Annotated in this window: 19 protein-coding genes and 1 pseudogene; 9 read left to right on the forward strand and 11 right to left on the reverse strand. The window is 65.6% G+C overall.

Annotated elements, in window-relative coordinates; all coding sequences use genetic code 11:
• Positions 1-25 precede the first annotated feature (25 nt).
• Entirely contained in the window at positions 26-931 is a 906-nt protein-coding gene (locus tag CVS48_RS21710; RefSeq protein WP_100856246.1) for a LysR substrate-binding domain-containing protein, read from the reverse strand.
• 103 nt (positions 932-1,034) lie between these two features.
• Here CVS48_RS21710 and CVS48_RS21715 point away from each other — a divergent pair, with 103 nt between their 5' ends.
• Genes CVS48_RS21715 through CVS48_RS21725 form a run of 3 tightly spaced genes read left to right on the forward strand, consistent with a single transcriptional unit; the run spans position 1,035 to position 3,465 of the window.
• Entirely contained in the window at positions 1,035-2,018 is a 984-nt protein-coding gene (locus tag CVS48_RS21715; protein WP_100856247.1) for a Bug family tripartite tricarboxylate transporter substrate binding protein, read from the forward strand.
• Positions 2,019-2,044: 26 nt separating this feature from the next.
• Positions 2,045-2,767: a PIG-L deacetylase family protein gene (locus tag CVS48_RS21720; RefSeq protein ID WP_100856248.1), complete on the forward strand. Its 723-nt coding sequence runs from the start codon at positions 2,045-2,047 to the stop codon at positions 2,765-2,767.
• Positions 2,764-3,465: a 4-carboxy-4-hydroxy-2-oxoadipate aldolase/oxaloacetate decarboxylase gene (locus CVS48_RS21725; RefSeq protein WP_100856249.1), complete on the forward strand. Its 702-nt coding sequence runs from the start codon at positions 2,764-2,766 to the stop codon at positions 3,463-3,465. The genes CVS48_RS21720 and CVS48_RS21725 overlap by 4 nt, the downstream gene beginning before the upstream one ends.
• A gap of 7 nt (positions 3,466-3,472) precedes the next feature.
• On the opposite strand, the gene CVS48_RS21730 is transcribed toward CVS48_RS21725, so the two are convergent.
• Positions 3,473-4,684: an alpha/beta hydrolase gene (locus CVS48_RS21730; RefSeq protein ID WP_111886370.1), complete on the reverse strand. Its 1,212-nt coding sequence runs from the start codon at positions 4,682-4,684 to the stop codon at positions 3,473-3,475.
• A 260-nt stretch (positions 4,685-4,944) separates the two neighbouring features.
• Here CVS48_RS21730 and thiM point away from each other — a divergent pair, with 260 nt between their 5' ends.
• Together thiM and CVS48_RS21740 are read left to right on the forward strand one after the other, a co-directional pair.
• Positions 4,945-5,766: a hydroxyethylthiazole kinase gene (thiM, locus tag CVS48_RS21735; RefSeq protein WP_100856250.1), complete on the forward strand. Its 822-nt coding sequence runs from the start codon at positions 4,945-4,947 to the stop codon at positions 5,764-5,766.
• Positions 5,767-5,876: 110 nt separating this feature from the next.
• Positions 5,877-7,094, forward strand: coding sequence for an MFS transporter (locus tag CVS48_RS21740; protein WP_100856251.1), 1,218 nt, complete (start codon positions 5,877-5,879; stop codon positions 7,092-7,094).
• A gap of 15 nt (positions 7,095-7,109) precedes the next feature.
• On the opposite strand, the gene CVS48_RS21745 is transcribed toward CVS48_RS21740, so the two are convergent.
• The 5 genes and pseudogenes from CVS48_RS21745 to CVS48_RS21765 all read right to left on the reverse strand — a co-directional run bounded on the left by CVS48_RS21745 (position 7,110) and on the right by CVS48_RS21765 (position 12,930).
• The gene (locus tag CVS48_RS21745) at positions 7,110-7,868 is read right to left on the reverse strand and encodes an iron ABC transporter ATP-binding protein (protein ID WP_100856252.1); all 759 of its coding nucleotides are present in this window, start codon (positions 7,866-7,868) and stop codon (positions 7,110-7,112) included.
• Complete coding sequence (locus tag CVS48_RS21750; protein WP_482748876.1) at positions 7,865-8,857, reverse strand: iron chelate uptake ABC transporter family permease subunit; 993 nt, start codon at positions 8,855-8,857, stop codon at positions 7,865-7,867. Before CVS48_RS21750 ends, CVS48_RS21745 begins: the two co-directional genes overlap by 4 nt.
• Positions 8,850-9,790: pseudogene (locus CVS48_RS21755) on the reverse strand (ABC transporter permease). The gene CVS48_RS21750 and the pseudogene CVS48_RS21755 overlap by 8 nt, the downstream one beginning before the upstream one ends.
• Positions 9,791-9,902: 112 nt before the next feature.
• Positions 9,903-10,853: a siderophore ABC transporter substrate-binding protein gene (locus tag CVS48_RS21760; RefSeq protein ID WP_172616225.1), complete on the reverse strand. Its 951-nt coding sequence runs from the start codon at positions 10,851-10,853 to the stop codon at positions 9,903-9,905.
• A gap of 55 nt (positions 10,854-10,908) precedes the next feature.
• Positions 10,909-12,930, reverse strand: coding sequence for a ligand-gated channel protein (locus CVS48_RS21765; RefSeq protein ID WP_100856253.1), 2,022 nt, complete (start codon positions 12,928-12,930; stop codon positions 10,909-10,911).
• 210 nt (positions 12,931-13,140) lie between these two features.
• On the opposite strand from CVS48_RS21765, the gene CVS48_RS21770 reads away from it, so the two are divergent.
• Entirely contained in the window at positions 13,141-13,854 is a 714-nt protein-coding gene (locus CVS48_RS21770) for a response regulator transcription factor (RefSeq protein ID WP_100856254.1), read from the forward strand.
• The gene (locus tag CVS48_RS21775) at positions 13,854-15,275 is read left to right on the forward strand and encodes a sensor histidine kinase (RefSeq protein WP_100856255.1); all 1,422 of its coding nucleotides are present in this window, start codon (positions 13,854-13,856) and stop codon (positions 15,273-15,275) included. The genes CVS48_RS21770 and CVS48_RS21775 overlap by 1 nt, the downstream gene beginning before the upstream one ends.
• Here CVS48_RS21775 and CVS48_RS21780 read toward each other — a convergent pair.
• The 4 genes from CVS48_RS21780 to CVS48_RS21795 form a co-directional block, all read right to left on the reverse strand.
• Positions 15,265-17,517: a TonB-dependent receptor domain-containing protein gene (locus CVS48_RS21780; protein ID WP_242001196.1), complete on the reverse strand. Its 2,253-nt coding sequence runs from the start codon at positions 17,515-17,517 to the stop codon at positions 15,265-15,267. The two genes, CVS48_RS21775 and CVS48_RS21780, sit on opposite strands and share 11 nt — an antisense overlap.
• A gap of 209 nt (positions 17,518-17,726) precedes the next feature.
• The gene (locus CVS48_RS21785; RefSeq protein WP_100856256.1) at positions 17,727-18,545 is read right to left on the reverse strand and encodes a TatD family hydrolase; all 819 of its coding nucleotides are present in this window, start codon (positions 18,543-18,545) and stop codon (positions 17,727-17,729) included.
• A 41-nt stretch (positions 18,546-18,586) separates the two neighbouring features.
• Positions 18,587-19,291 carry an ABC transporter ATP-binding protein gene (locus CVS48_RS21790; RefSeq protein WP_100856257.1) on the reverse strand — a complete coding sequence of 235 codons (705 nt, stop codon included), beginning with the start codon at positions 19,289-19,291 and terminating at the stop codon, positions 18,587-18,589.
• Positions 19,284-20,516 carry a lipoprotein-releasing ABC transporter permease subunit gene (locus CVS48_RS21795; protein ID WP_242001444.1) on the reverse strand — a complete coding sequence of 411 codons (1,233 nt, stop codon included), beginning with the start codon at positions 20,514-20,516 and terminating at the stop codon, positions 19,284-19,286. Before CVS48_RS21795 ends, CVS48_RS21790 begins: the two co-directional genes overlap by 8 nt.
• Before the next feature lie 178 nt (positions 20,517-20,694).
• Between CVS48_RS21795 and CVS48_RS21800 the strand changes: the two genes are divergently transcribed.
• On the forward strand, positions 20,695-21,639 hold the full coding sequence (locus tag CVS48_RS21800; RefSeq protein ID WP_100856259.1) for a hypothetical protein: 945 nt from the start codon (positions 20,695-20,697) through the stop codon (positions 21,637-21,639).
• On the forward strand, positions 21,621-23,321 hold the full coding sequence (recJ, locus tag CVS48_RS21805; protein ID WP_100856260.1) for a single-stranded-DNA-specific exonuclease RecJ: 1,701 nt from the start codon (positions 21,621-21,623) through the stop codon (positions 23,319-23,321). The genes CVS48_RS21800 and recJ overlap by 19 nt, the downstream gene beginning before the upstream one ends.
• Positions 23,322-23,489 lie beyond the last annotated feature (168 nt).

Raw genomic sequence — 23,489 nt, forward strand, 5'->3', positions numbered from 1 at the left:
GGTCTGCATGCGAGCCACAAAGCCCCTACACCGCCGTCCCCGCATTCGGCCTGACCACATCCACAAACCGTTGCAGCAACGGGGCCGCGTCATCGCGCCTGTAGGCCAGCAGCAAGCGGCTGGTGGCGTCGGGCGTATCCAGGCTGCGATACACCACGCCGGGGATACCGGTGCGTGCATAGGTGTCGGGAAGCACCGAAATGCCCATCCCGGCGGCCACCAACCCAACGATCGTCGCCCCTTCGCGGGCCTCCTGCATCAGGCGCGGCGCGAAGCCCGCGCGGCTGGCCAGCACCATCACGTGCTCGAACAAGCCGCAACCCAGCCCGCGCGGAAACAGAATGAAGGGCTCGTCCGCCAGCTCCGCCATGGGCAAGGGGCTTTGCGTGTCGGCCAGCGCATGCCAGGCCGGCAGCACCGCCACCAGGCGGTCGGTCCACAAGTCCAGCGTCTGAATGTTGGGCGGTGGGCAAAACAGCAGCGACGGGCGCAAGAAACCCACGTCGATGCTCTTGTCTGCCAGCGCCTGAAGCTGCTGCCCGGTGGACATATGGATCAGGTCGGCGCGCGCGGCGGGATGGCTGCTGCGAAACGTCTGCACCACGCGCGGGAACGCTTCGGCCATGGGGACCGAGGCCGTGAACGCGATGCGAATTTCACCGGCCTCGCCTTGCGAGGCCAGCCGTACCACTTCGGCGGCGCGGTCCAGGTTGCCCAGTGCGCGCCGCGCCTGTTCCAGGAACAAGGCGCCCGCCGTGGTCAGGGCAACGTTGCGTTTATCGCGTTCCAGCAGCACCGCGCCCAGTTCGGTTTCCAGAGCCTTGACCTGCAAGCTCAGGGGCGGTTGGCTCACGTGCAGGCGCCGGGCGGCGGCGCTGAAGCTCAGCTCCTCGGCCACGGCAACGAAATAGCGAAGTTGGCGGAAGTCCAATTTATTTGAAAACCAAATAAGTCGTTGGCGGAAAAAGTATTGGACGATATTAGTCCCGCCCCAGCACCATGTCGACACTAGAACAAGCACACAGGAGACATTGATGCAGAAGACATATCTCGCCCGTTTTGGCGTGGCCCTGGGAATGGTTGCGGGGCTGGCTGCGCCGTTGGGCGCGTATGCCGCCGACACCTTTCCCGACAAGCCGGTGCGCATCGTCGTGCCGTACGCGGCGGGTGGCGGCGTGGACATCGTGACGCGATTGATCACGCAGAAAATGGCCGAAGAACTCAAGCAGCCGGTCATCGTCGACAACCGCCCCGGCGCCGCCACCAACATCGGCATGGAGCACGTTGCGCGTGCCGACCCCGACGGCTACACGCTGCTGACCGCGTCTAACACGCTGGCCAGCAATGCGGCGTTGTTCCCGAAACTGAACTTCAATCCCGCCAAGGACTTCGCCCCCATCGGCGCCATCGGCTTCGCGCCGCTGGTCGTGGTGGTGCGCAGCGACGCCAGCGCCAAGACCTTGAAGGAGCTGGTTGCGCAAGGCCGCGCCAACCCCGACAAGCTGACCTACGGCTCGGCGGGCAACGGTAGTTCGGGGCATTTAGGCAGCGAACTTCTCAAGTCCGAGGGCGGTTTCAAGGCGCTGCACATTCCGTACAAGGGCGGCTCGCCCGCCGTGACCGACCTGTTGGGCGGCCGGCTGTCCTTCATGTCGATCAACCCGCTGGAAGTGGTCTCGCACGTCCAGGCCGGCAAGCTGCGCGCATTGGCCGTGCTGAACCCGCATCCGGCCAAACTGTTGCCCGACGTGCCCACCGCCGCATCCCAAGGTCTGTCGGGCGCGGATGCCACCGTGTGGTGGGGCTTGGTTGGCCCGGCCGGCATGCCCGAGCCCGTGGTCAAGCGCTTGAACAAGGCATTGCAGGCCGCGCTGGCGGACCCGGCCTTCCAGCAACGCATGAGCGAGATCGGCGCCGAAGTCACGCCGGGCAGCGCCGCGGACTTTGGTCGATTCGTGGCCGATGAATCGGTGAAGTGGACCAAGGTGATCCGCGAAGCCGGCATCAGCGCCGACTGAATGGTCTTTATTTTCAGGAAGAAAGCATGAGCAGCACTACCCAAAACGGCCTGATCGTCAGCGCCCATTCGGCGGATTTCGTCTGGCGCGCGGGCGGCGCCATTGCCCTGTACGCGCAGCGCGGCTTCAACATGACCGTGGTGTGCCTGTCGTTCGGCGAGCGCGGTGAATCGGCCAAGCTCTGGCGCGAGCCGGGCATGACGCTGGAACGCGTCAAGACGGCGCGGCGCGAAGAAGCCACGCTCGCCGCATCGATCCTGGGCGCTTCGGTGCGCTTTCTGGATTGCGGCGATTATCCGCTGCGCGTCAGCGACGACGCCTTGTTCCAACTGGCCGACATCTATCGTGAATTGCGGCCGGCCTTCGTGCTGACGCACTCGCTGAAAGACCCCTACAACTTCGACCACCCGCTTGCCACCCATGTGGCGCAAGAGGCACGCATCATCGCCCAGGCGCACGGGCATCGGCCGGACCAGCCCGTGCTGGGCGCGCCGCCCGTGTTTCTGTTCGAGCCGCATCAGCCCGAGCAATGCGAATGGAAGCCCGAGGTGCTGCTGGACATTTCGTCGGTGTGGGACGTGAAACGCCGCGCCTTTGAAACCATGGCCGCGCAGGAACACCTGTGGGAGTACTACACGCGCGTGGCCTTGCAGCGCGGCGTACAGGCGTCGCGCAATTCCGATCTGAAGATCACGCATGCCGAGGGCTATCAGCGGATTTTCCCGCAAGTGACGGGAGCCTTCGCATGAGCGCGCGCGCCATCGCAGTACGCAACATTCCCCGCGCCGACGCTGCCGTGATCGATCGCATGCAGGCGGCCGGCGTGTCGACGGTGCACGAAGCCCAGGGCCGCTCCGGGCTGCTGCAACCCTATCTGCGCCCTGTCTGGCGCGGCGCGGCCATCGCGGGCAGCGCCGTCACCGTGCTGGCCCAACCGGGTGACAACTGGATGCTGCACGTGGCGGTGGAACTTTGCCAACCCGGCGATGTACTGGTCGTGGCCTGCACCACCGAGAATCACGACGGCATGTTTGGCGAGCTGCTGGCCACGTCCTGCGCCACGCGCGGCGTGCGTGGGCTGGTCATCGATGCCGGCTGCCGCGACGTGATGGCCTTGGAAGCCATGCGCTTTCCGGTCTGGTCGCGCGCGGTGTCCGCCAAGGGCACGGTGAAGGCCACGCCGGGCAGCGTCAACGTGCCGGTGGTGTGCGCCGGCGCGCTGGTGCGGCCGGGCGACATCATCGTGGCGGATCAAGACGGCGTGGTGGTGGTGGAACGCCAGCACGCCTTGTCGGTGGCGGATGCCAGCGAGGCGCGCCTGAAGAAAGAAGACGCCACGCGCGCCAGGTTGGCCGCGGGTGAGCTGGGCCTGGACATCTACGGCATGCGAGACAAGCTGCGCGCGGCGGGGCTGGTGTATGTGGACGGGCCGGATCAGGCCCAATAGCGGGAACTTACATCCCGTCGAACCAGGATTTCCATTGAGGCACGGCGTGCGCGTACGTGCCTCGGTGCGTGGTGGCGCCGGTTGAAATCGCTTCGACCTTGGTGTTGCCCGCGCCCATGGCGTGCTGGTAGGTGGCCGCCAACTGGCCCAAGCCGGTGCTGATCGCTTCGTCGGTATCGCCGTAGTAATTGCGCACCGGCGTCTGGATCACCCAGCGATACGACTGCGCCTGGTCCACCAGCCGGCCATAGGCGGATGCCGCGAAGAACTTCGGGTTGAAGTACTCGGCCCGGATCAGCTTGCGCACGTCGGTCGGCACGTCGGCGGCATTGAACGGTTCGCGCGCGTAGGCCTTGCGCGACACCTCGTAATACGCCGGGTTGATCAGCGAACGCGCCAAGCCGGGTTCGCCGTAGTAGTTCTCGTAAGAGAACGACGACAGGATGAACAGGCTGGTCACCCAGCTTGCGTCATTGGCGCGCGGGAACTGCAAGAAGCCGTTCAGCGCCACGAACACGTCGACGGGCGCGCTGGCCGTGGCGGTGGCCTGCACCGCCACGCCGGCCGCTTCCAGTTTTTCCAGGAAGGCCATCGTCACGAAACCACCTTGCGACCATCCCGCCAGGAACAGCTTGTTGCTGCTGCGTTTCAAGTCGGCCAGCACGGCGCGCGCGGCAAGCAGCATGTCGTAGCTGGCTTGTTGATGGCTGCCCTTGACCATGTAGCCTTCGGACTCGGTCGAATCGCCAAGGCCGAAGTAATCAGCGCCGATCACCGCGTAGCCCTGCCCCGCGAACTGGGCAATCATCAGCTGCGTTTCAGGCGACTGTTCGGGATACGAGGGCACCTCGTGTTTGCCGTAAACGGTGCCGTGCTGGTAGGACACCATCGGCAACGATGCCTGGGTCGTGTCCGGCACGGCAACCAGGCCGGTGGCAACCGTGGGCAGGTTGCCGCGCTCGGGAATGACGGAGGCGTAGCTGACGCGGTATAGGTTCACCGCGTTACGCGCGGGTGTGTAGGTGGCGCGCGTGCCGGCAAAGCTTGGCGTATCGGTTTGCAGGATGCGATTGAGGCGTTCGGTGTCCCAGCGCGCAAGGAATTCATAGCGTACGCCCGAGGCCAGCACAGCGCCTTCGGTAATCTCCGCCTTGGCGCCAAGCTCGGCCGCGTGTGCTGCGCTGCCCGCTACGCTTGCCAAGGCAAACCCCAACGTCATGCAAAGGCTAGCCGCCAGACCGCTGACGCGGCTGCGAAAAACATGGCCCATCTGTGTCACCCCTTGGTGCTGCCGACCTGGCGCGCGGATGGCGCGCCGCATTGCTTCGTTTTTTGAAGGCGCGATTGTACTGCCGGGCCCTGGACACCTGGGTGTCGCTGTTCGCGCCGGTCGGGCAACGGCGCGCCAACTTGACAGCGCGCCTGGCGACGCCAGAACATACGCCGACCCATCGAAACGCGTTGCAAGGACCCTGAGGCATGGCTGAATCCCCCACTGACACCGCCGCCCTGGCACGGACGTGCCAGGACCTTTACACCGCGCTGCGGCAAGACGCGCCGCTGGTGCAATGCCTGACCAATTTCGTGTCCATGAACATCGCGGCCAACGTGCTGCTGGCGATGGGCGCGTCACCCGCCATGGTGCACGCCACCGACGAAGCGCCCGAATTCGCGCGCGTGGCGGGCGCCGTGGTCATCAACATCGGTACGCTGTCCGCGCCTTGGCTGGAAAGCATGCTGCTGACCGCCGCGTCGGCACGCCAAACCGGCATTCCCTGGGTGCTGGATCCCGTGGCCCATCACGCCACCGCCTTTCGGCGCGACGCCGTGCGGCAATTGCTGGCCTTGCAACCGACCATCGTGCGCGGCAACGCATCAGAGATCATCGCGTTGGCGGGCGGCCACAGCGCCGGCAAGGGCGTGGACGCGCGCGACGTCGTGGCGCAGGCGGAACAATCGGCGCGCGACATCGCCACTGCGCATCGCACCGTGGTGGCCGTGACCGGAGAAACCGATTACGTCACCGACGGCCAACGTTCGGTGCGCATCACGGGCGGGTCGCCGCTGATGCCGAGCGTCACCGCCACCGGCTGCGCGCTGACGGCGCTGGTCGGCGCCTTTGCGGCAGTATCCAAAAACGATCCGTACACGGCGGCGGTTGCCGCCCTGTCCTGCTTCGCCATCGCGGGGCGGCGTGCGGGTGAGCTGGCCGAAGGCCCCGGGTCTTTCGCCTGGCGCTTCCTGGATGCGTTGGCGTCGCTGGAAACTGACTGCCTGACACGGGAATCGCCGTTGCGCTGAACGCCGGTTGCGGCAGACGGTATGACCGCAGACATGTGGATGACAGCTTGGGCTGCTTACAATAGCGCTGTTGCGTTGCAACATTCCTCGAATCACCCCTAGCCATCCCCATGTCTCACCCTGCTTCCCCGCAGCACCGGCCCGCGCTGGTGCTGCTTGCCCTAGCTGTGGGCAGCTTCGCCATCGGAACCACCGAGTTCGCCACGATGAGCCTGCTGCCTTATTTTTCGCAGTCGCTGGGCATCGACGCGCCCACGGCCGGCCACGTCATCAGCGCCTATGCGCTGGGCGTGGTGGTCGGCGCGCCGATCCTGGCCGTGCTGGGCGCGAAGATGCCGCGCCGCCGCCTGCTGATCGCCCTGATGGGGCTGTTCGCCGTGGGCAACGGCCTGAGCGCCATCGCGCCCGACTATCACTGGATGCTGTTCTTCCGCTTTCTCAGCGGGCTGCCCCACGGCGCGTACTTCGGCATTGCGTCACTGGTGGCCAGTTCGCTGGTGCCGGCCAACCGCCGCACCATGGCCGTGGGCCGCGTGTTTCTGGGCTTGACCGTCGCCACCATCATCGGCGTGCCCATGGCCAACTGGCTGGGCCAGATGGTCGGCTGGCGCTGGAGCTTCGGCCTGGTATCGCTATTGGCGGTGCTGACCATGATCAGCGTGGCCGTCTACGCCCCGGACACGCCCGCCGACCACAAGGCCAGCCCGCTGCGCGAACTGAGCGCGCTGGGCCGGGGCCAGGTCTGGATCACGCTGGCGATCGGCGCGGTGGGCTTTGGCGGCTTGTTCTCGGTGTACACGTATCTGGCCGACACACTGACCGCCGTCACGCAAGTCGCGCCCAGCACCGTGCCCTTCGTGCTCAGCGCGTTTGGCGTGGGACTGACGGTGGGCAACATGGTGGTGCCGATCTTCGCGGACCGCGCCGTCATGCGCACGGCGGGCTTGCTGCTGGTGTGGTCGGCCGTGGTGCTGGCGCTGTTTCCGCTGATGGCGCACAACGTCTGGCTGATCACGCTGAACGTCTTCCTGGTGGGCGTGGGCGGTGCGCTGGGCACCGTGCTGCAAACCCGCTTGATGGATGTGGCGGGCGATGCCCAAGGCTTGGCCGCCGCGCTGAACCATTCCGCGTTCAACACCGCCAATGCGCTGGGCCCCCTTCTGGGCGGCCTGGCGATTGCCGCCGGCTATGGCTGGACGTCCACTGGCTGGGTGGGCAGCCTGCTGGCCCTGGGCAGCATGCCCTTGTGGCTGTGGGCCGTGATGCTGGAGCGGCGCCACCGCGCCGCGCGCCAGGCCCAACTGGTCGCCAACACGGAATCGGCATAACAGGCCCTGCACTGCCTAGCGGTAATACACGCAGATGCGCTTGCCACCGATGTCATGCACATCGATCGGCAGTTCATACAGGGGGCTCAGCACCTCGGGCCGGATCAATTCCGCCGGGGTGCCCTGGTGGGCCACGCGGCCCTGGCGCATCGCCACGATGCGGTCCGCATAGCTGGACGCGAAATTGATGTCGTGCAGCACCAGCACCACGGTCTTGCCCAGCTCATCCGCCGCGCGGCGCAAGGTGCCCATCATCGCCACCGCGTGCTTCATGTCCAGGCTGTTCAAGGGTTCGTCCAGCAACAAGTAGCGCGTGTCCTGGCACAGCACCATCGCCACAAAGGCGCGTTGCCGCTGCCCGCCCGACATCTCGTCCAGATAGCGGTCAGCCAGCGGCTCCAGGTTCAGGTACGACAGCGCGCGGTCGATGTGGGCCTTGTCGTCCAGCGTCAGCCGGCCGCCCGTGTGCGGATAGCGGCCGAACGCCACCAGGTCCCTGACGGTCAGGCGTAGCGGCAGGTGGTTGTCTTGCCGCAGGATGGCCAGGCGGCGCGCCAGCTCGCGGCTGTCCGCGCGCGTCACATCCAGCCCGTCCACCCTGATCTGTCCGGCCGACACGGGCAGCAGGCGGCTCACCATGGAAAGCAAGGTGGACTTGCCCGCGCCGTTGGGGCCGATGATGGCGGTTACGCCCTGGGCCGGCAGTTGCAGGGTGACGTCGTCCACCACCACGCTATCGCCGTACTGCTTGCTGACTTCTGCTATTTCAATCATCTGCGCCCCTTGCGCAAGATCAGGACGAGGAACATCACCCCGCCCACGAATTCAATGACCACGCTGACGGTGGTGTTCAAGCCCAGCACGCGCTCCAGCAAGGTCTGGCCGCCCACCAGGAAGATGACGCCCAACAGCGTCGCGGCGGGCACCGTGTACTTGTGCTTGTCGGACCCCATGGCCTGGTAGGCCAGGTTGCTGACCAACAAGCCGAAGAACGTCACCGGCCCGACCAGCGCCGTGGATACCGACACCAGCACCGCAATGGCCGCCAGCGTCAGCATCAGGCTGCGGCGATAATCCACGCCCAGATTCACGGCGATGTCGCGCCCCAGCGCCAGCACGTCGTAGCGATGGCGCAAGCGCCACACCACCAGCGTCGCCACGCAGACGGCGGCCAGCGCCATGGGCAAGAGCGACACGCGCACCGTATTGAAGCTGGCGAACATGCGGTCTTGCAGCACCAGGAATTCATTGGGATCGATCAGGCGCACCACAAAATTGGACAGGCTGCGAAACAGCAGCCCGAAGACAATGCCCACCAGCATCATCAGATGCAGGCTGCGCACCGCATCCGAAAACAGCCAGCGAAACAGCAGGCAGGCAAACGCCGTCATCGCGCAGACTTCCAGCAGGAACGCGGCCACGGGATGCTCGGCGGCCACCGCGGCCTGGCCGAAGCCAAACACCACCACCGCCTGAATCAACAGGTACAGCGCGTCAAAGCCCATGATGGCGGGCGTCAGGATGCGGTTGTGCGTGACGGTCTGGAACAGCACCGACGACACCGCCACCGCATACGCCACCAGCAGCATCGCCACCAGCTTGCCGCCGCGAAATGGAATCACGAACGACCACTGGCCGTTGGCGCCCAAGGTCATGAACGCCACCACGCAGAGCAGCGCGGCGGCGGCCAGCCACAGCAGGCGCGCGCGTTGCGGTGCGCGTGGCACGGCGCGGGTAGCGCCATAGAAAGCGGTATCAGCCAAGGCGATTCCTCCGCAGGCGCAGCAAGCCCAGGAACAGGATGCTGCCCACCACGCCGACCACGGTGCCGATCGGGATTTCGTAGGGGTGAATCACCAGGCGGCCGATGATGTCGCAGGCCAGCACGAACACGCCACCCAGCGCCGCCACCCACGGAATGGAACGCCGCATGTTGTCGCCCAGCACCAGGCTGACGGCGTTGGGCACGATCAGCCCCAGAAACGGAATGCCGCCCGCCGTCACCACCACCACCGCCGAAATGGCCGACACAATCAGCAGGCCCACGAAGGTCAGGCGCGCGTGGTTCAGGCCCAGGTTGGACGCGAATTCACGCCCCATGCCGGCCACGGTATAGCGGTCAGCGGCGGCATAGGCCGCGCACGCCAGCGCAAAGCCGATCCACAGCAATTCATAGCGGCCACGCAGCACGCCCGAGAAGTCGCCCGTGGTCCAGGCGTGCAGCGATTGCAGCAGGTCGAAGCGGAAGGCCAGAAAGGTGGTTGCCGCGTGGATGACGCCGCCCAGGATCAAACCGATCAACGGCACGATGAAGGGCGTGCGCAGCGGCACGCGGCGCAGCAGCGCCAGGAACAGCAAGGTGCCCGCCAGCGCAAAGCCCGTAGCGGTAAGCATCTTGCCGATCACCGGCGTATCAGGCGCCAGCAAGGTGATGACCAGGATGCCCAGCGTGGCTGATTCCACGGTGCCAGCGGTGGTGGGTTCCACGAAGCGGTTGCGCACCAGCATCTGCATGATCAGGCCCGCCACCGCCAGCGCCATGCCGGCCAGCAGCAAGGCCAGCGTGCGCGGCACGCGGCTGACCATCAGCAGGCGCCAGGCGCGCTCGGCCTCTTCGCCCCGCCCCATAGCGCCGTGAGCGACAGCGTGCCCGCGCCCAGGCTGACGCTGGCCACGCACAGCGCCGCCAGCAGCATCAACACCGCGGCCAGGCCGCCCCAACCGCTTAGCACCCGCCGCCAGTTCACAAACGCCCTTCTTGTACAGCCGCCATGTTGCTGACTTTCATACTGCTTACTTCCATGCTGCTTACTTGCCCGCCGCCAACGCCGCCGCGATGTCATCCACGTTCTGCTGCATGGCCGTCAAGCCGGCGCTGCCCAGCAAATACCAGTTGAAGCCGTTCAGATACACCACGCGCTTGTTCTTCCACGCCTTGGTGGGACGCATCAGTTCGTTGTCCAGCATGCGCTGGGCCGACACGCCTTCACGGCCAATCGCGGCATCGCGGTCAATCACGAAGAGCCAGTCCGGGTCCATCTCGGCAATGAATTCAAACGAGACGGCCTGGCCGTGGTTCGACACGTTCAAATCCTTGGAGGCCGGCTTGATGCCAAATGCATCGTGAATGACGCCAAAGCGCGAGCCCGGACCATAGGCGCTCATCTTGCCGCCGGTGGTCAGCACGATCAGCGCCGTGCCGGCCGTGGCGGCCTGGCTTTGCAGCGCGGAGATGGACGCGCGCAAGGCATCCAGCTGCTGCTTGGCCTGCGCCTCTTTGCCGTAGATGGCGGCCAGGGTTTCGGTGTTGCGCGTCACGCTGCCCACCAGGTCACGCGGGTTGACGGTCAGGTCTACGGTGGGCGCCAGCTTGGACAGTTCATCGTATTTGGGCGCCGACCGGCCGGCCACGAAGATCACCTGCGGCTGCGCGGCGTGGATCACCTCGTAGTTGGGTTCAAACAGCGAACCGACTTTCAGGTAGCGCTCGTCGGCGTATTGCGCCAATTGCGGCGGCAGCTTGGCCACCGTAGGCACACCCGCCACGTCCACGCCCAACGCGTGCATCGTATCCAGCACCGCCATGTCCATGACGATGGTCTTCTTCGGATTGGCCGGCACGTTGGTCTCGCCGCGCGCATGCTTGACGGGCACCGTGGCCTGCGCCACGCACACCCCGGCCGCCGCGCTCAGCGCCAACGCGGCGCCCGCCTGAAGCAACCAACGGCGGGCACAGCCCTTTTTTTCCAGCATCGTCATAGAACCCTCTGTGTATGGCGGGGGGACGAGAAGCGCCCCCCCTTACTCATTGCGATCAGAATTTCACGCCCACGCCCAGCCAGTAACGGCGGCCGTCTTCCACGTATTCGTAGTCGTCATACGTAACCTGCTTGTCGAACAGGTTGTAGATGCCGGCGTACACCGACACGGTCTTGTTCACCGCGTACGACGCGCCCATGTCCACGAAGGTATAGGACGGCGCCACTACGGATGACGACGACGCGCCCGTGATCGGCTGGCTTTCCTTGCCGCGGTAGTTCACGCGCGCCCAGGCTTCCAGCGCATCGGACGCCTGCCAGTTCACCGTGGTGGTGAACAAATGCTTGGGCAGTTGGTTCAGCGGTTCGCCCTTGTACTGGCCCGACTTCTGTTCCGACTTGGTGAACGTGTAGCTGCTGGTCATGGACCAGTCACGCGCCAACGGCAGCTTCATGCTGGCCTCGACCCCGCGCGACACGGCCTTGTCCACGTTCATGTAGGTGGTGGGATTGGAGCCGAACTGGTTGGGGCCTTCCGTGCATTGCGACAAGGGGCAAGCCACGCGAGTGATCTTGTCCTTGAAGTCGTTGTTGAACAGGGTCAGGCCGGCGTTGAAGCCTTCGCCGTCGTCATACAGGATGCCGATTTCCTCGGTGACCGACTTCTCGGGCGTCAGGTCCGGGTTGCCGTACATGTTGCCGCCCCGGCTAACCTGGCCCCAGCCCGCCACCGTCTGGCGCAGGTCCGGCGCGCGAAAGCCCGTGGATACGCCGCCCTTCAAGGTCCAGCGCTCGGCCATGTGCCACACGCCATACAGGCGCGGGCTGAAATGGGTGCCGAAGTTTTCGTCGTCGTCCATGCGCAGGCCGGTGGTGACGGCAAACGATTCGGTCAGGCGCCATTCGTCTTCGGCAAACAAGGCCCACTGATAGCGGTCGATCTTGCTGGGGCCACCCGACAGTTGGTTGCCCGTCTGGTCATTCAAGCGCTGGCTCAGGTAGGTGCCGCCCAGGGTCAGCATGTGCGAGCCCAGCGGCATGGTCCAGCTGGTTTGCAGGTTCAGGTTATTGACCTTCATCTGGCGCGAGCGGTTGTCGAATTCTTCCTGCTGCACATAGCTGTCCGACACGGCCCAGCCCCAGCGCCCGGTGTGCGACAGCGCCCACTTGTTGCTGCGGTAGTCGTTCTGGCCCGATGCCGGGCAGCCCGTACGCGGGCAGGCCACGCCCGGCGCCAGCGGGGCCACCGTCTTGCCCAGCGTTTCCTGCGTTTTCTGGCGCATCGTGGTGGCTTCCAGCACGATGTCGTGATCGCGGTTGGGCGTCAGCGCCAGCTTGGCGGTCACGCTGTCCGAATTGCGCTTGCGAAAGCCGTTGACGATGTCGTCTTCGTCGCGTTGCGAGGCCTGGCCATAGATCTGCAAGCCCAGCAAATCGCTCTTGATGGGACCCGCCAGGTAGAAGTTGCCCTGGTAGATGTCGCCCGATTTATTGCTTTCCTGAATGGTCGTGTCCATGCGGAACTCGCCGCCCCATTCATCGGGCACCTTGCGGGTGATGATGTTGATCACCCCGCCCATGGCGTCCGAGCCATACAGCGACGACATCGGGCCGCGCACCACTTCGATGCGCTCGATGGCCGCCAGCGGCGGCGTCCAGCCGCCTTCCACCCCGGCGGAATCCGAGTTGGTGCGGGTTTCACGAGAGCTCTGGCGCTTGCCGTCGATCAGGATCAGCGTGTATTGCGGGCCCATGCCACGCAGGCTGATGTCCTGGCGGTCACCGCCACCCGTGATGATGACGCCGGGCACTTCCAGCAAGGCGTCGTTCACGTCGCGGTAGAACTTCTTGTCCAGGTCTTCGCGGGTGATCACGCTGATGGACGCGGGTGCATCCTGAATCTGCTGTTCGTAGCCGCTGGCCGTCACCACGACGGTTTCCAGGGTCTTGGCTTCGCTGGCGTTCTGCGCCCACGCCGCCCCCGGGCCCATGCCCAAACCCGCTGCACATAGTGCCGCCGCCAACTGCGTGCGCGATGTCAAAACACGGCCGCCCAAGGCCAGATCGTTGCTGCTCATGATGGTCGCTTGCTCCCGTACCAGACCTTGCCGCGCCCCTTGCGCGGCCTTGGGTCTTCCTCTTATTTCTTAATGAAAACTATTCTCATATTAGAATTGAGGCCTTCGGAACCCGGCAAACACCTTTCCGCAACTTTTATCTTCTTCGCATTTCTTGACACTCCGGCAGGCGGCCTTCGGCCTCACTACCGGGTGCGGAACCCTCTACGAATGCTTTACTCCCAATCTCCGGTGCCGCGCCGCATCCTGCTTATCGACGACGACGTCGAACTGGCGCAGATGCTGCAGGAATACCTTGAACCCAATCATTGCCTGCTCAGCCTGGCTCACACGGGCACCCACGGGCTTGCCCTGTTGGCGCAGCACGACTACGACCTGATCCTGCTGGACCTGATGCTGCCCGACGGCAATGGCCTGGACCTGCTCAAGCAATACCGGCAACGGTCGCGGCGCCCGGTCATCATGTTCACGGCGCACGGCGGTGAAACCGACCGCGTGCTGGGGCTGGAGTTCGGCGCCGACGATTATCTGGCCAAGCCCTTCAGCCCGCGCGAACTCAAGGCCCGCATGACGGCGGTGCTGCGGCGCTTTGAAGAAATGCCCGAAACCACCCGACCCAACCTGACAGTGGGCGCCTTGTCGCTGGACCCCGCCACGGGCCGCGCGCGCCTGGACGCCGAAGACGTGCCGCTGACGGGCGCCGAGCAGCGCATCCTGGAACTGCTGATGCGCGCCCCCGGTCAGGTCGTGGCGCGCGAGCAGATTGGCCTGTACGCGCTGGGCCGACGGCCTGACCGCTACGACCGCAGCATCGACACCCACATCAGCGCCCTGCGCAAGAAGCTGCATCTGGATCAGGCCAATGGCACGCTGTCGATCCGCAACCTGCGCGGGCTGGGCTATGTGCTGGCGGGTTCGGCCTGATGCCCTGGTTGTTGCCCACGCGGTCGCTGTTCTGGCGCGCGTTCCTGACGTTCTGGTCCGCCATGGCCATCATCCTGGTATGCGGCATGCTGTTCACGGCGGCCGTCGCCTGGTATCGCATCAATTCCCTGGACGGCTTGAATCCCGCCAGCCTGACGCACGACGCGGAGCAGGTGGCGCGCATTCATGGCGAAGACGGCCTGCAACGCTGGGTTGAAGCGATGGACCAGCGCTATTCGGCGCTGAAGATCTACATCCTGGATGCGAACGACACCGAAATCCTGGGCCGCACGCTGCCCGCCCGCATGCACGATTGGCTCAGCGCCTATCGCGCCGCGTCGGACCGGCCCACGCAGGCGGAACTGCTGGCGCCCGAGACCTCGGGCCAGCGCGTGTCATGGTGGCAGCCCCAGCTTCTGGTGCTGCCTGATGGCTCCGAACGGCTGATGCTGTTTTTGCCGTTTGATTCCTCGCACTGGGAGGTGCTGGGGCTGTCGCCCGTGGCGCTGGCCTTGCTGCTGTTCGCGCTGGCGGTCACGGCGCCCTTCTGCTGGGCGCTGACGCGCCACGTCACCGCGCCCTTGACGCAGTTGCGCCACACCACGCATGCCTTGGCGGCGGGCGACCTGGACGCCCACACACCGGCCAAGCTGGCCGGGCGCAAGGACGAACTTGGTTTGCTTGCGCGCGACTTCAACGCCATGGCGGACCGCTTGAAGGCGGTGGTGGATACGCGCGAACAATTGCTGCACAACATCGCGCACGAGCTGCGTTCACCGCTGGCCCGCCTGCGTCTGGCCAGCGAACTGGCACGCCGCAAGGACGAACGCCAGGACGTGCAACTGGACCGCATCGAACGCGAATGCGAGCGGCTGGACGCGCTGGTCGGCAGCACGCTGCGGCTGGCCCGCCTGGGCGCCCTGCCGGAACCGCGCGACTTGCTGGACTTGACCGACATCGTCAGCGCGGTGGTCGACGATGCGCGTTTTGAAGCCGGCGAACAGCAAGTGCGCATCGTGTGGGATCCGCAAGCGCCCGCGCCCATCATCGGGGACCGCGACAGCCTGTCCAGCGCCATCGAAAACGTCATGCGCAACGCACTGCGCTTCGCGCCCGCCCATAGCGCCATCCGGGTGCGGCTGCTGGAAAGCGCCGACGTCGTTTGCGTGGAAATTGAAGACCGGGGTCCCGGGGTTGCGCAGGAAGATCTGGAATCCCTGTTCGAGCCTTTTTTCCGCGCCGCCTCGGGCGCGAACACGCCCGGTTCCGGCGCGGGCCTGGGCCTGTCCATCGCCCAGGCCGCGGTGGCCGCGCACAAGGGCCGCATCCGGGCGCGCAACGTCTCGCCGCAAGGCTTGAGTGTGCGCATCGAGCTGCCGCGCGAGGCGCGGCAGCCCGTGCCCGCCGGTATCAGAACGTGATGTTCGCCGATACCCACAAGCGGCGGCCTTCCAGCACCTGGCGGTACGAGTTGGTCCAGTTGGCGTTCGCGGCCGGCGTGGTGGAACCGACCTTCGTCGGGCCGTAGTTCACGAAGTTCTTGTCGAACAGGTTGAACACCGACGCCGACAAGGTCACGTTCTTGTTGACGATATACGACCCGCCCGTGCTGGCCAGCCAATACGGGTTGTAGAACACCTGCTCTTTTTCCCAGTTCATGTTGTTGAACTGCTTGGCGCGGTATTCGCCGCGCGCCCAGACATTGAACTGGTCGTTGATGCGCCAGTTCAGGCCCAGGTTCAGGGCGTGGCGCGGTTGCGAGCCCAGCGGTTGGCCTTCCTTGGCGCCCGAGGTCACTTCGCTGGCGGTCAGCGTGTAATTGCCGTTGAACGACACGCCGCCGCCCAGCGGCACGCGGCCGCCCAATTCAAAACCCTGGATGGTGGCGGTATCCACGTTCACGCGCTGCGAGAAGTCCTCCACGGGAGTGCCATTGCGTTCCCACACGCCCAAGTCCAGGCACCCGGCCACCGGGCCACCCCGGGCCAGGCAATTGGGAACGCTTTGGTTGTCAATTTTGTCCTTGAACTTGGTATGGAACGCCGTCAGGTTGCCCGACAGGCCCTCACCGTCGTCAAACAGCAGGCCCAGCTCAGACGAGGTGCTGCTTTCCGGCTTCAGTTGCGAATTGCCCAGCAAGGGCTTGGTACCCTGCGCGCCCAGGCCGATGATGCCGTCGGTCATCAGGTTGATGTCGGGCGTCTTGTAGCCCTTGCTGACGCCGCCCTTGACCGTCCACATCGGCGTGGCGTTCCACACCAGGTAGCCGCGCGGGCTCCACTTGCCGCCGAATTGCTCGTTGCGGTCGTAGCGGGCACCGGCCGTCAGCGCCAGGTCGTCGACAATGCGCCATTCGTCTTCGGCAAACAACGCCCATTGATACTGGCGCAGGTTCAGCGGCGCGGACACCAGCGTGTCCTTGAAATGCTGTTCGCGCCACTGTCCGCCCACGGTCAGGTTGTGGCGTTCGTTGTACAGCGGCGTCGTCCACTTGGTATCGAACACCCAGTTGTCGTATTCCAGGTCGCGCTTGTCGCCGTCGGCGGAGCGGCGCGGCCAGTTCATGGGGTTGGTGCGGCCGATGGTTTCGGTGGTGTCGTAAACAAGGCTGGTGTCGGAACTGACCGAACCGCTGTAGCGGCCCAGGTGCGTCAGCGCATAACGCTGGCGGTTGAACTTCATTTCGGGCTCATAGCCGCCGCCCTGGCGCTTGGGCGCGATGCTGCTGTTCAGCGTGCCCACTTCCTCGTTGGCGTTGTCAAAGGTTTGCCAGTTGCTGTCCACGTCGAAGAGCACGTCGTGGTTGCGGTTGGGCGTCAGCGCCAGGCGCACGCCCACGTTCTGTTGCGTGCTGTCGCCCAGGCCGCTGAAGGCGGCGATGTTGCCGGTGTACTTGCCGCTGTCGGCTTCCGCCTGGTTGGCGGGGTAGCTGCCGTGGGCGCTCAGGCGGCGGTAGTGGCCGCCGCGCAGGGTCAGGCCCAGCTTGTCGGTCTTGATGGGGCCGCTCAGGTAGAAGGCCGCGCCGTAATTGTTGCCGTAGGTGTTGTCACCTTGTGCGGTGCCGTCCAGCGTGATCTGGCCGATCCATTCATGGCTGGTCTTGCGCGTGATGATGTTGATCACGCCGCCCATGGCGTCCGAGCCGTACAGCGTGGACATCGGGCCGCGCACGACTTCAATGCGTTCAATGGCGGCCATGGGCGGAATGAAGTTGGTGTCCACGTCGCCAAAGCCGTTGGGCCGCGCGCCCGAACTGTTCTGGTTCAGCCGCTTGCCGTCAACCAGCACCAGCGTGTAGTCGCTGGGCAGGCCGCGAATGCTGATGTTCATGCCGCCGGCCTTGCCGCCGCGTTCAACCGTCACGCCTTCCACGTCGGCCACCGCATCGGCCAGGTTGTGGAACGGCTTGGTTTCAAGCTGTTCACGCGTGATCACGGAAATGGACGCGGGCGCGTTCTTGATTTCCTGCTCGAAGCCGGCAGCGGTGACCACCACGGTATCCAGTTGCGCAACGCCCAGGGTGTCTTCCATGGCGCGCTTGGCCGACTGCGCGTGGGCCGCGCCGGTCATGGCGATGGCCATGACCAGGGGCAGCAGGCGGAAGGATGGAAGGGTTGTGGGACGAACTGCCCCCAGGACGGTAACGCTTTTCTGAGTAGACATAAGGAATCGCAGGGAACCACCCGGGCCGGGTGGCGCGCATCGCGCTGATTGGGATTTTTAACGAACGCCAATGATAGGCATTCCCAATAAGCGATCCATCCTTTTGCCAGCTTTCATTCAGTTTTTAGAAAGCTTTCAGAAATTTCTTAGATCTGTGATGCATCCATACGACAACTGCTTTCATCTGCGTCAAACATTCAGGGACGGATTCAGTCGTCGTCAGTCAGGATTGCAGCCGGCAGGCGCGGCAATACCCGCATCGCATTGGCCGTGGTGGCATGCGCCACCTGCGCGGGCGTGATGCCACGCAGCTCCGCCAGAACGGCTGCGATACGCACCAATTCGCCCGGCCGGTTGCGGCGCTGGGGCGGGTGCAGCCAGGCAGGGGGAATATCCGGCGCATCGGTTTCCAGCACCAGGTGCGCCAGGTCCACGTCCACCGCATGGCGGCGGATCTGCAGGGCGCGTTCATACGTCATGGCGCCCCCCATGCCCAGCGCGAATCCGTGATCAATAAACGCCTGGGCTTGCTGCGCGCTGCCGTTGAAGGCGTGCGCGATGCCGCCAATGGGGCCATGGCGGCGCAGGTACTTCAGCAAGATGTCTTGCGACCGGCGCACATGCAGCAATACGGGCAGCTTGAATTCCGCGGCCATCGCCAATTGGGCGGCATAGAACCTTTCCTGGCGCTCGCGGGCTTCGCCGGTGGAAATCTCGGGCACGAAGAAGTCCAGGCCAATTTCGCCGATGGCGACAAAGCGGGGGTCGCCCAGGCACAGCTTGATGGTGTCGCACAGCACGTCCAGGTCAGAATCTTGCGCGCGCTGCACGTAAAGCGGATGGATGCCCAGCGCGTAGGCGCCGCCGGCGACCTGGCCGGCAAGCCGTTGCACCACGGAGAAATTGGCGCGTTCGATGGCGGGGATGACAATGGACCGGACGCCGGCTTCGCAAGCGTGGTCGGCCACCTGCTGGCGGTCGGCGTCGAATTCCGCGGCGTCCAGATGGCAGTGGGTGTCGATCAGCATGGGCATGGCCTCCTTGGCGGAATTATGCTCCCCTGCCCGGCTTATTCCGGTACCAGCCTGCCGTTTTCCATCAACAATTGGCGGTCGGCGCGAGCGGCCAGTTCAGGGTCGTGCGTGACGATGGCAAACGCCGTGCCCGACTCCTGGTTCACGCGGGTCAGCAGCTCAAACATCTTGTGCGCCGTGTTGCGGTCCAGGTTGCCAGTGGGTTCATCGGCCAGCACACACACCGGGCGCGTCACCAGCGCGCGCGCCAAGGCCACCCGCTGGCGTTCGCCGCCCGACAACTGACCCGGAAAATGGTCTTCGCGCGCGGCCAGGCCCACCAGCGCCAGCACCTCACGCGCGGCCTCGCGGGCCTTGTCGCGGTTTTCGCGACGCACGATCAGCGGCATCGCCACGTTATCCAACGCCGAAAATTCCGGCAGCAGATGGTGGAACTGGTACACAAAGCCCAGGCTGCTGTTGCGCACCGCGCTCTTCTTGGCTTCCGACAGGCCCACGGCCAATTTGCCGTCCACCGACACCGAGCCGCTGTTGGGCACGTCCAGCAGACCAAGAATGTGCAGCAAGGTGCTCTTGCCCGAGCCCGACGCGCCCACGATGGCGACCATTTCGCCGCGCGCCACCGTCAGGCTGACATCGCTCAGCACGTCGATGCGGGTAGCGCCATCGTCGTAGAACTTGACGATGTTGTCGGCTTGCAGCGCGGGGGTCAAAGCGTCTGCGTTGGGAATCTTAATCATGACGCAGCACCTGTGCCGGTTGCAGGCGCGAAGCGCGCCAACTGGGATACAGCGTGGCCAGCAGCGACAGCACCAAGGACGTCAAGCCAATGGTGACGATGTCGCCCACTTGCGGGTCGGACGGCAACGCGCTGATGAAATAGACCTCGCGCGGCAGGAAATGCACGCCCAGCATGCGTTCGATGAACGGCACGATCACGTCCACGTTGTAGGCGATGGCAATACCGCCCACCACGCCCAGCAAGGTGCCGATCACGCCGATCAAGGCGCCCTGCACCAGGAAGATGCGGGCCACTTCGCCCGGCCCGGCGCCCAGCGTGCGCAGAATGGCGATGTCCGACTGCTTGTCCTTCACGGCCATCACCAAGGACGACAGCAGGTTGAACGCGGCCACGGCGACGATCAGCGCCAGGATCAGGAACATCATGCGCTTTTCGGTCTGCACGGCGGCGAACCACGTGCGATTGTTGCGCGACCAGTCGCTGGCCATCACGTAGGGCGGCAAGACCTTCTTCAATTCGACCGCCACCTCGGGCGCTTTCTGCATGTCGGCAATGCGCAACCGCACCCCCGCCGTGCCGCTTTCGCGGAACACGCGCGCGGCGTCCTGGTTGTCCACGAACGCCAGCGACGAATCGTATTCATAGTGGCCCGACGAGAACACGCCCACCACGGTGAACTGGCGCATGCGCGGCGCGAAACCGGCCGGGCTGATCGAGCCCTGCGGCGCCATCATCAACAGCGTGTCGCCCACTTTCACGCCCAGGCCGTCGGCCAGCTCGTTGCCCAGCACCACACCGAAGCCGCCGGCTTTCAGGTCGGTCAGCTTGCCCGACACCATCTGGCGCGGCAGGTCAGACACGTTGCCTTCGGTGGCGGGGTCGATGCCCCGTACCTGCACGCCCCGCAGCGCCTGACCGCGCACCAGCATGCCCTGCGCCGCCACGAAGGGCGCGCCGGCCTTGACCTCGGGGTTCTGCTTGGCGGCGGTGGCAAACTGCTGCCACTGCTCAAGCACCCGCTCGGGCAAGGCGCCGGGGATGTAGAGTTCGATGTGCGGCAGCACCGACAGCATGCGATCGCGCACTTCTTTTTGAAACCCGTTCATCACGGATAGCACCACGATCAGGGCGGCAACGCCCAGCGCGATACCCGCCATGGAACTGGCGGCAATGAAGGAGATGAAGCGATCGCGGCGCCCGCGTCGCTGGCGGATTCGGGCCATCCCGGCATAGCGGGCGCCTATCCAGAGTTCGTAGGGTATTTTCAGCACGTGCGCATTATTGCATTAACGGCCCGGAAATCGCGCCGCGGATGTGCGGTTCCACGACCAGCCGTGTCAAGCTATGGCAGGCGCCACCACCCCTTAGTTCCCGCCGCCTTGCCAGACTACAATCCCGCCCATGCTGATCGTCATTCCGGGCGCCCTGCCCGCCCTTCCCGTTGCCGCCGAACTGGCCAAACTGCTACCCGAGCGCGCGCCCACGCTGCACCACTGGCTGCTGGCCGGCACCGCCCGCGCCACGCCGTTTGATGTCCGCGCCCACGGCTGTACCGCGTTCGAATCCTGGCAACTGAACCGCGCGGGCTATCAGCCCGAACCCGGCCTGCTGCAAGGCGCGGGGCTGGGGCCCTTGCTGGCGGGCGACCAAGCCCCTGCCAGCCAGCCCGTGTGGTTGGCCGAGTTGGTCCACCTGGCATTGGGGGCCGACCAGGCCAATTTGCTGGACCCCGGCCAAATGGAATTGCGCGCGCAGGAATCCGACGCCCTGCTGGACACGGCGCGCCCGCTGTTTGACGGCACGGGTTTCACCGTCCACGCGCTGTCACCCCAACGCTGGCGCTTGACGCTGCCCGAGGGCTTGCGTCCGCAGACCGCATCGCCGCAGGTGGTGGCCGGCCACCGGCTGAACGAGTGGTGGCGCCAAGACGCCGAAACCCGCCCCTGGCGCCGGCTGCTCAATGAAATTCAGATGGCGTGGCACGAGCACCCCGTCAACGACGAGCGCGCCGCGCGCGGCCTGCCCCCGGTCAACGCCTTGTGGCTGTACGGCGGCGGCTCGCCGTGGACGGTCACGCCTTCCGGTGCCGAGTACCTGTTGACCGGGCTGGACGCCCCGCAACGGACGGGCGACTGGTCCGGCTGGCTGGACGCCTTGGCCGAACTGGATGCGCAGCACCTGCGCCCGCTGGCAGGCAAGCATGGCCTGCCAGCCGCCCCCACCGAACTGCTGCTGCTGGGCGACGACCGCCAAGCCGCATTGACCCTGAAACCGCGCGGGGGCCTGCTAGGCTTGCTGCCCGCGCCCAAGAAAAACTGGAGCGCCTGGTGGTCTCACCCCGCTTAACGACCCGACCCGCCGCCCTGGAAGCCTGCCGCATCCTGGAAGCGTCCGGCATCCACCCGCTGCTGGCCCGCCTGTGGGCCGCGCGCGGCGTCACGCATCCTGATCAAACCAAGCTGGCGTGGCCGTCGCTGCTGCCGCCCGCCGGCCTGACCCATTCCGCGCACGCCGCCGGCGTGCTGGCCGACGCCATCCAGGCCGGCAAGAAGCTCTTGATCGTGGCCGACTACGATTGCGACGGCGCCACCGCCTGCGCGGTCGGCCTGCGCGCCCTGTCCGCCATGGGCGCTGATGTCGACTTCCTGGTGCCCAACCGCTTTGAAACCGGCTATGGCCTGTCGCCCGCCGTGGTGGACCTGGCCGTGCGCCACCGCAGCGGCAAGCCCGACATCATCATCACCGTGGACAACGGCATCGCCAGCGTCGACGGCGTGGCCGCCGCCAACGACGCCGGTATCGGCGTGGTCATCACCGACCACCACTTGCCGGGCGACACCCTGCCCGACGCGCTGGCCATCGTGAACCCGAACCAGCCCGGCTGCGGCTTTCCGTCCAAGAACCTGGCGGGCGTGGGCGTGATCTTCTACATGATGCTGGCCTTGCGCGCCGAGCTGCGCCGCCGTGGCGTCTACCCGGCCGATGGCGGCCCGCGCCTGGATGCGCTGTCGGATCTGGTGGCCTTGGGCACCGTGGCCGACGTGGTCAAACTGGACGCCAACAACCGCCTGCTGGTCACGCAAGGCCTGCAACGCATGCGCAGCGGCCGCCTGCAACCTGGCCTGCGCGCGCTGTTTGCGGTGGCCGGCCGCGAGCCGCGCAGCGCCAATGGTTTCGACCTGGGCTTTGCGCTGGGCCCGCGCATCAACGCGGCCGGCCGCCTGGCCGACATGAGCCTGGGCATTGCCTGCCTGACCACCGATGACGAAGCCCAGGCGCTGGAAATGGCGCGCGAGCTTGACAACATCAACCGCGAACGCCGCACCATCGAAGCCGAAATGCGCGAGCAGGCCCTGGCCGCCATGGAAGAACCCAACGCGGCGGCGGGCGCCACGGTCTGCGTGTTCGACCCCGGCTGGCACCAGGGCGTGGTGGGCCTGGTGGCCTCGCGCCTGAAAGAAAAATTCTGGCGCCCCACCCTGGCGTTCGCCCCCGCGGGCGACGACGAAATCCGGGGCTCGGGCCGTTCGATTCCCGACGTACACCTGCGCGACGCGCTGGACCTGGTGTCCAAGCGCCACCCCAACCTGATCCGCAAGTTCGGCGGCCACGCCATGGCGGCCGGCCTGACGCTGGGCCGCGCCGACTTCCCCGCCTTCGCCCCCGCGTTCGACGCGGCCGTGCGCGAACTGACCGGCCGCGACACCTTCGAACCCGTCATCGAAACCGATGGATCTTTGGAGTCGGGCTACGCCAACGCCGAAGTTGCCGGCATGCTCCAGCAACAAGTCTGGGGCGCGGGCTTTGCCGCCCCCTTGTTCCTGGACGAGTTCACCGTGCGCAACCAGCGCCTGGTCGGCGAAAAGCATTTGAAGCTGTCCTTGGAACGCGGCCATCAACGTTTTGACGCCATCTGGTTCGGCCACGACCAGTCACTGCCGGAACATATACAGGCGGCGTACCGGCTGGAGCAAAATGTGTGGAACGGGATGGTGTCGGTACAGTTGGTGATCGAACACGCGGGCTAAAAAACGGATTCACATCCGTAGGATGGGTGAAGCGCGGCAAAGCCCGGGCAAGAACGAAGGTATCGAACGCGCGTAACCCATCAAACAACGCCGAATTCTCATGGGCCGTACCTATACCGGTGACGGTCGGCTGATGGGTTACGCGCGTCCCGCACCTGAATTCTTGCC

This window comes from Achromobacter spanius, from assembly GCF_002812705.1.
In the GTDB taxonomy this organism is placed as follows: Bacteria; Pseudomonadota; Gammaproteobacteria; order Burkholderiales; family Burkholderiaceae_B; genus Achromobacter; species Achromobacter spanius.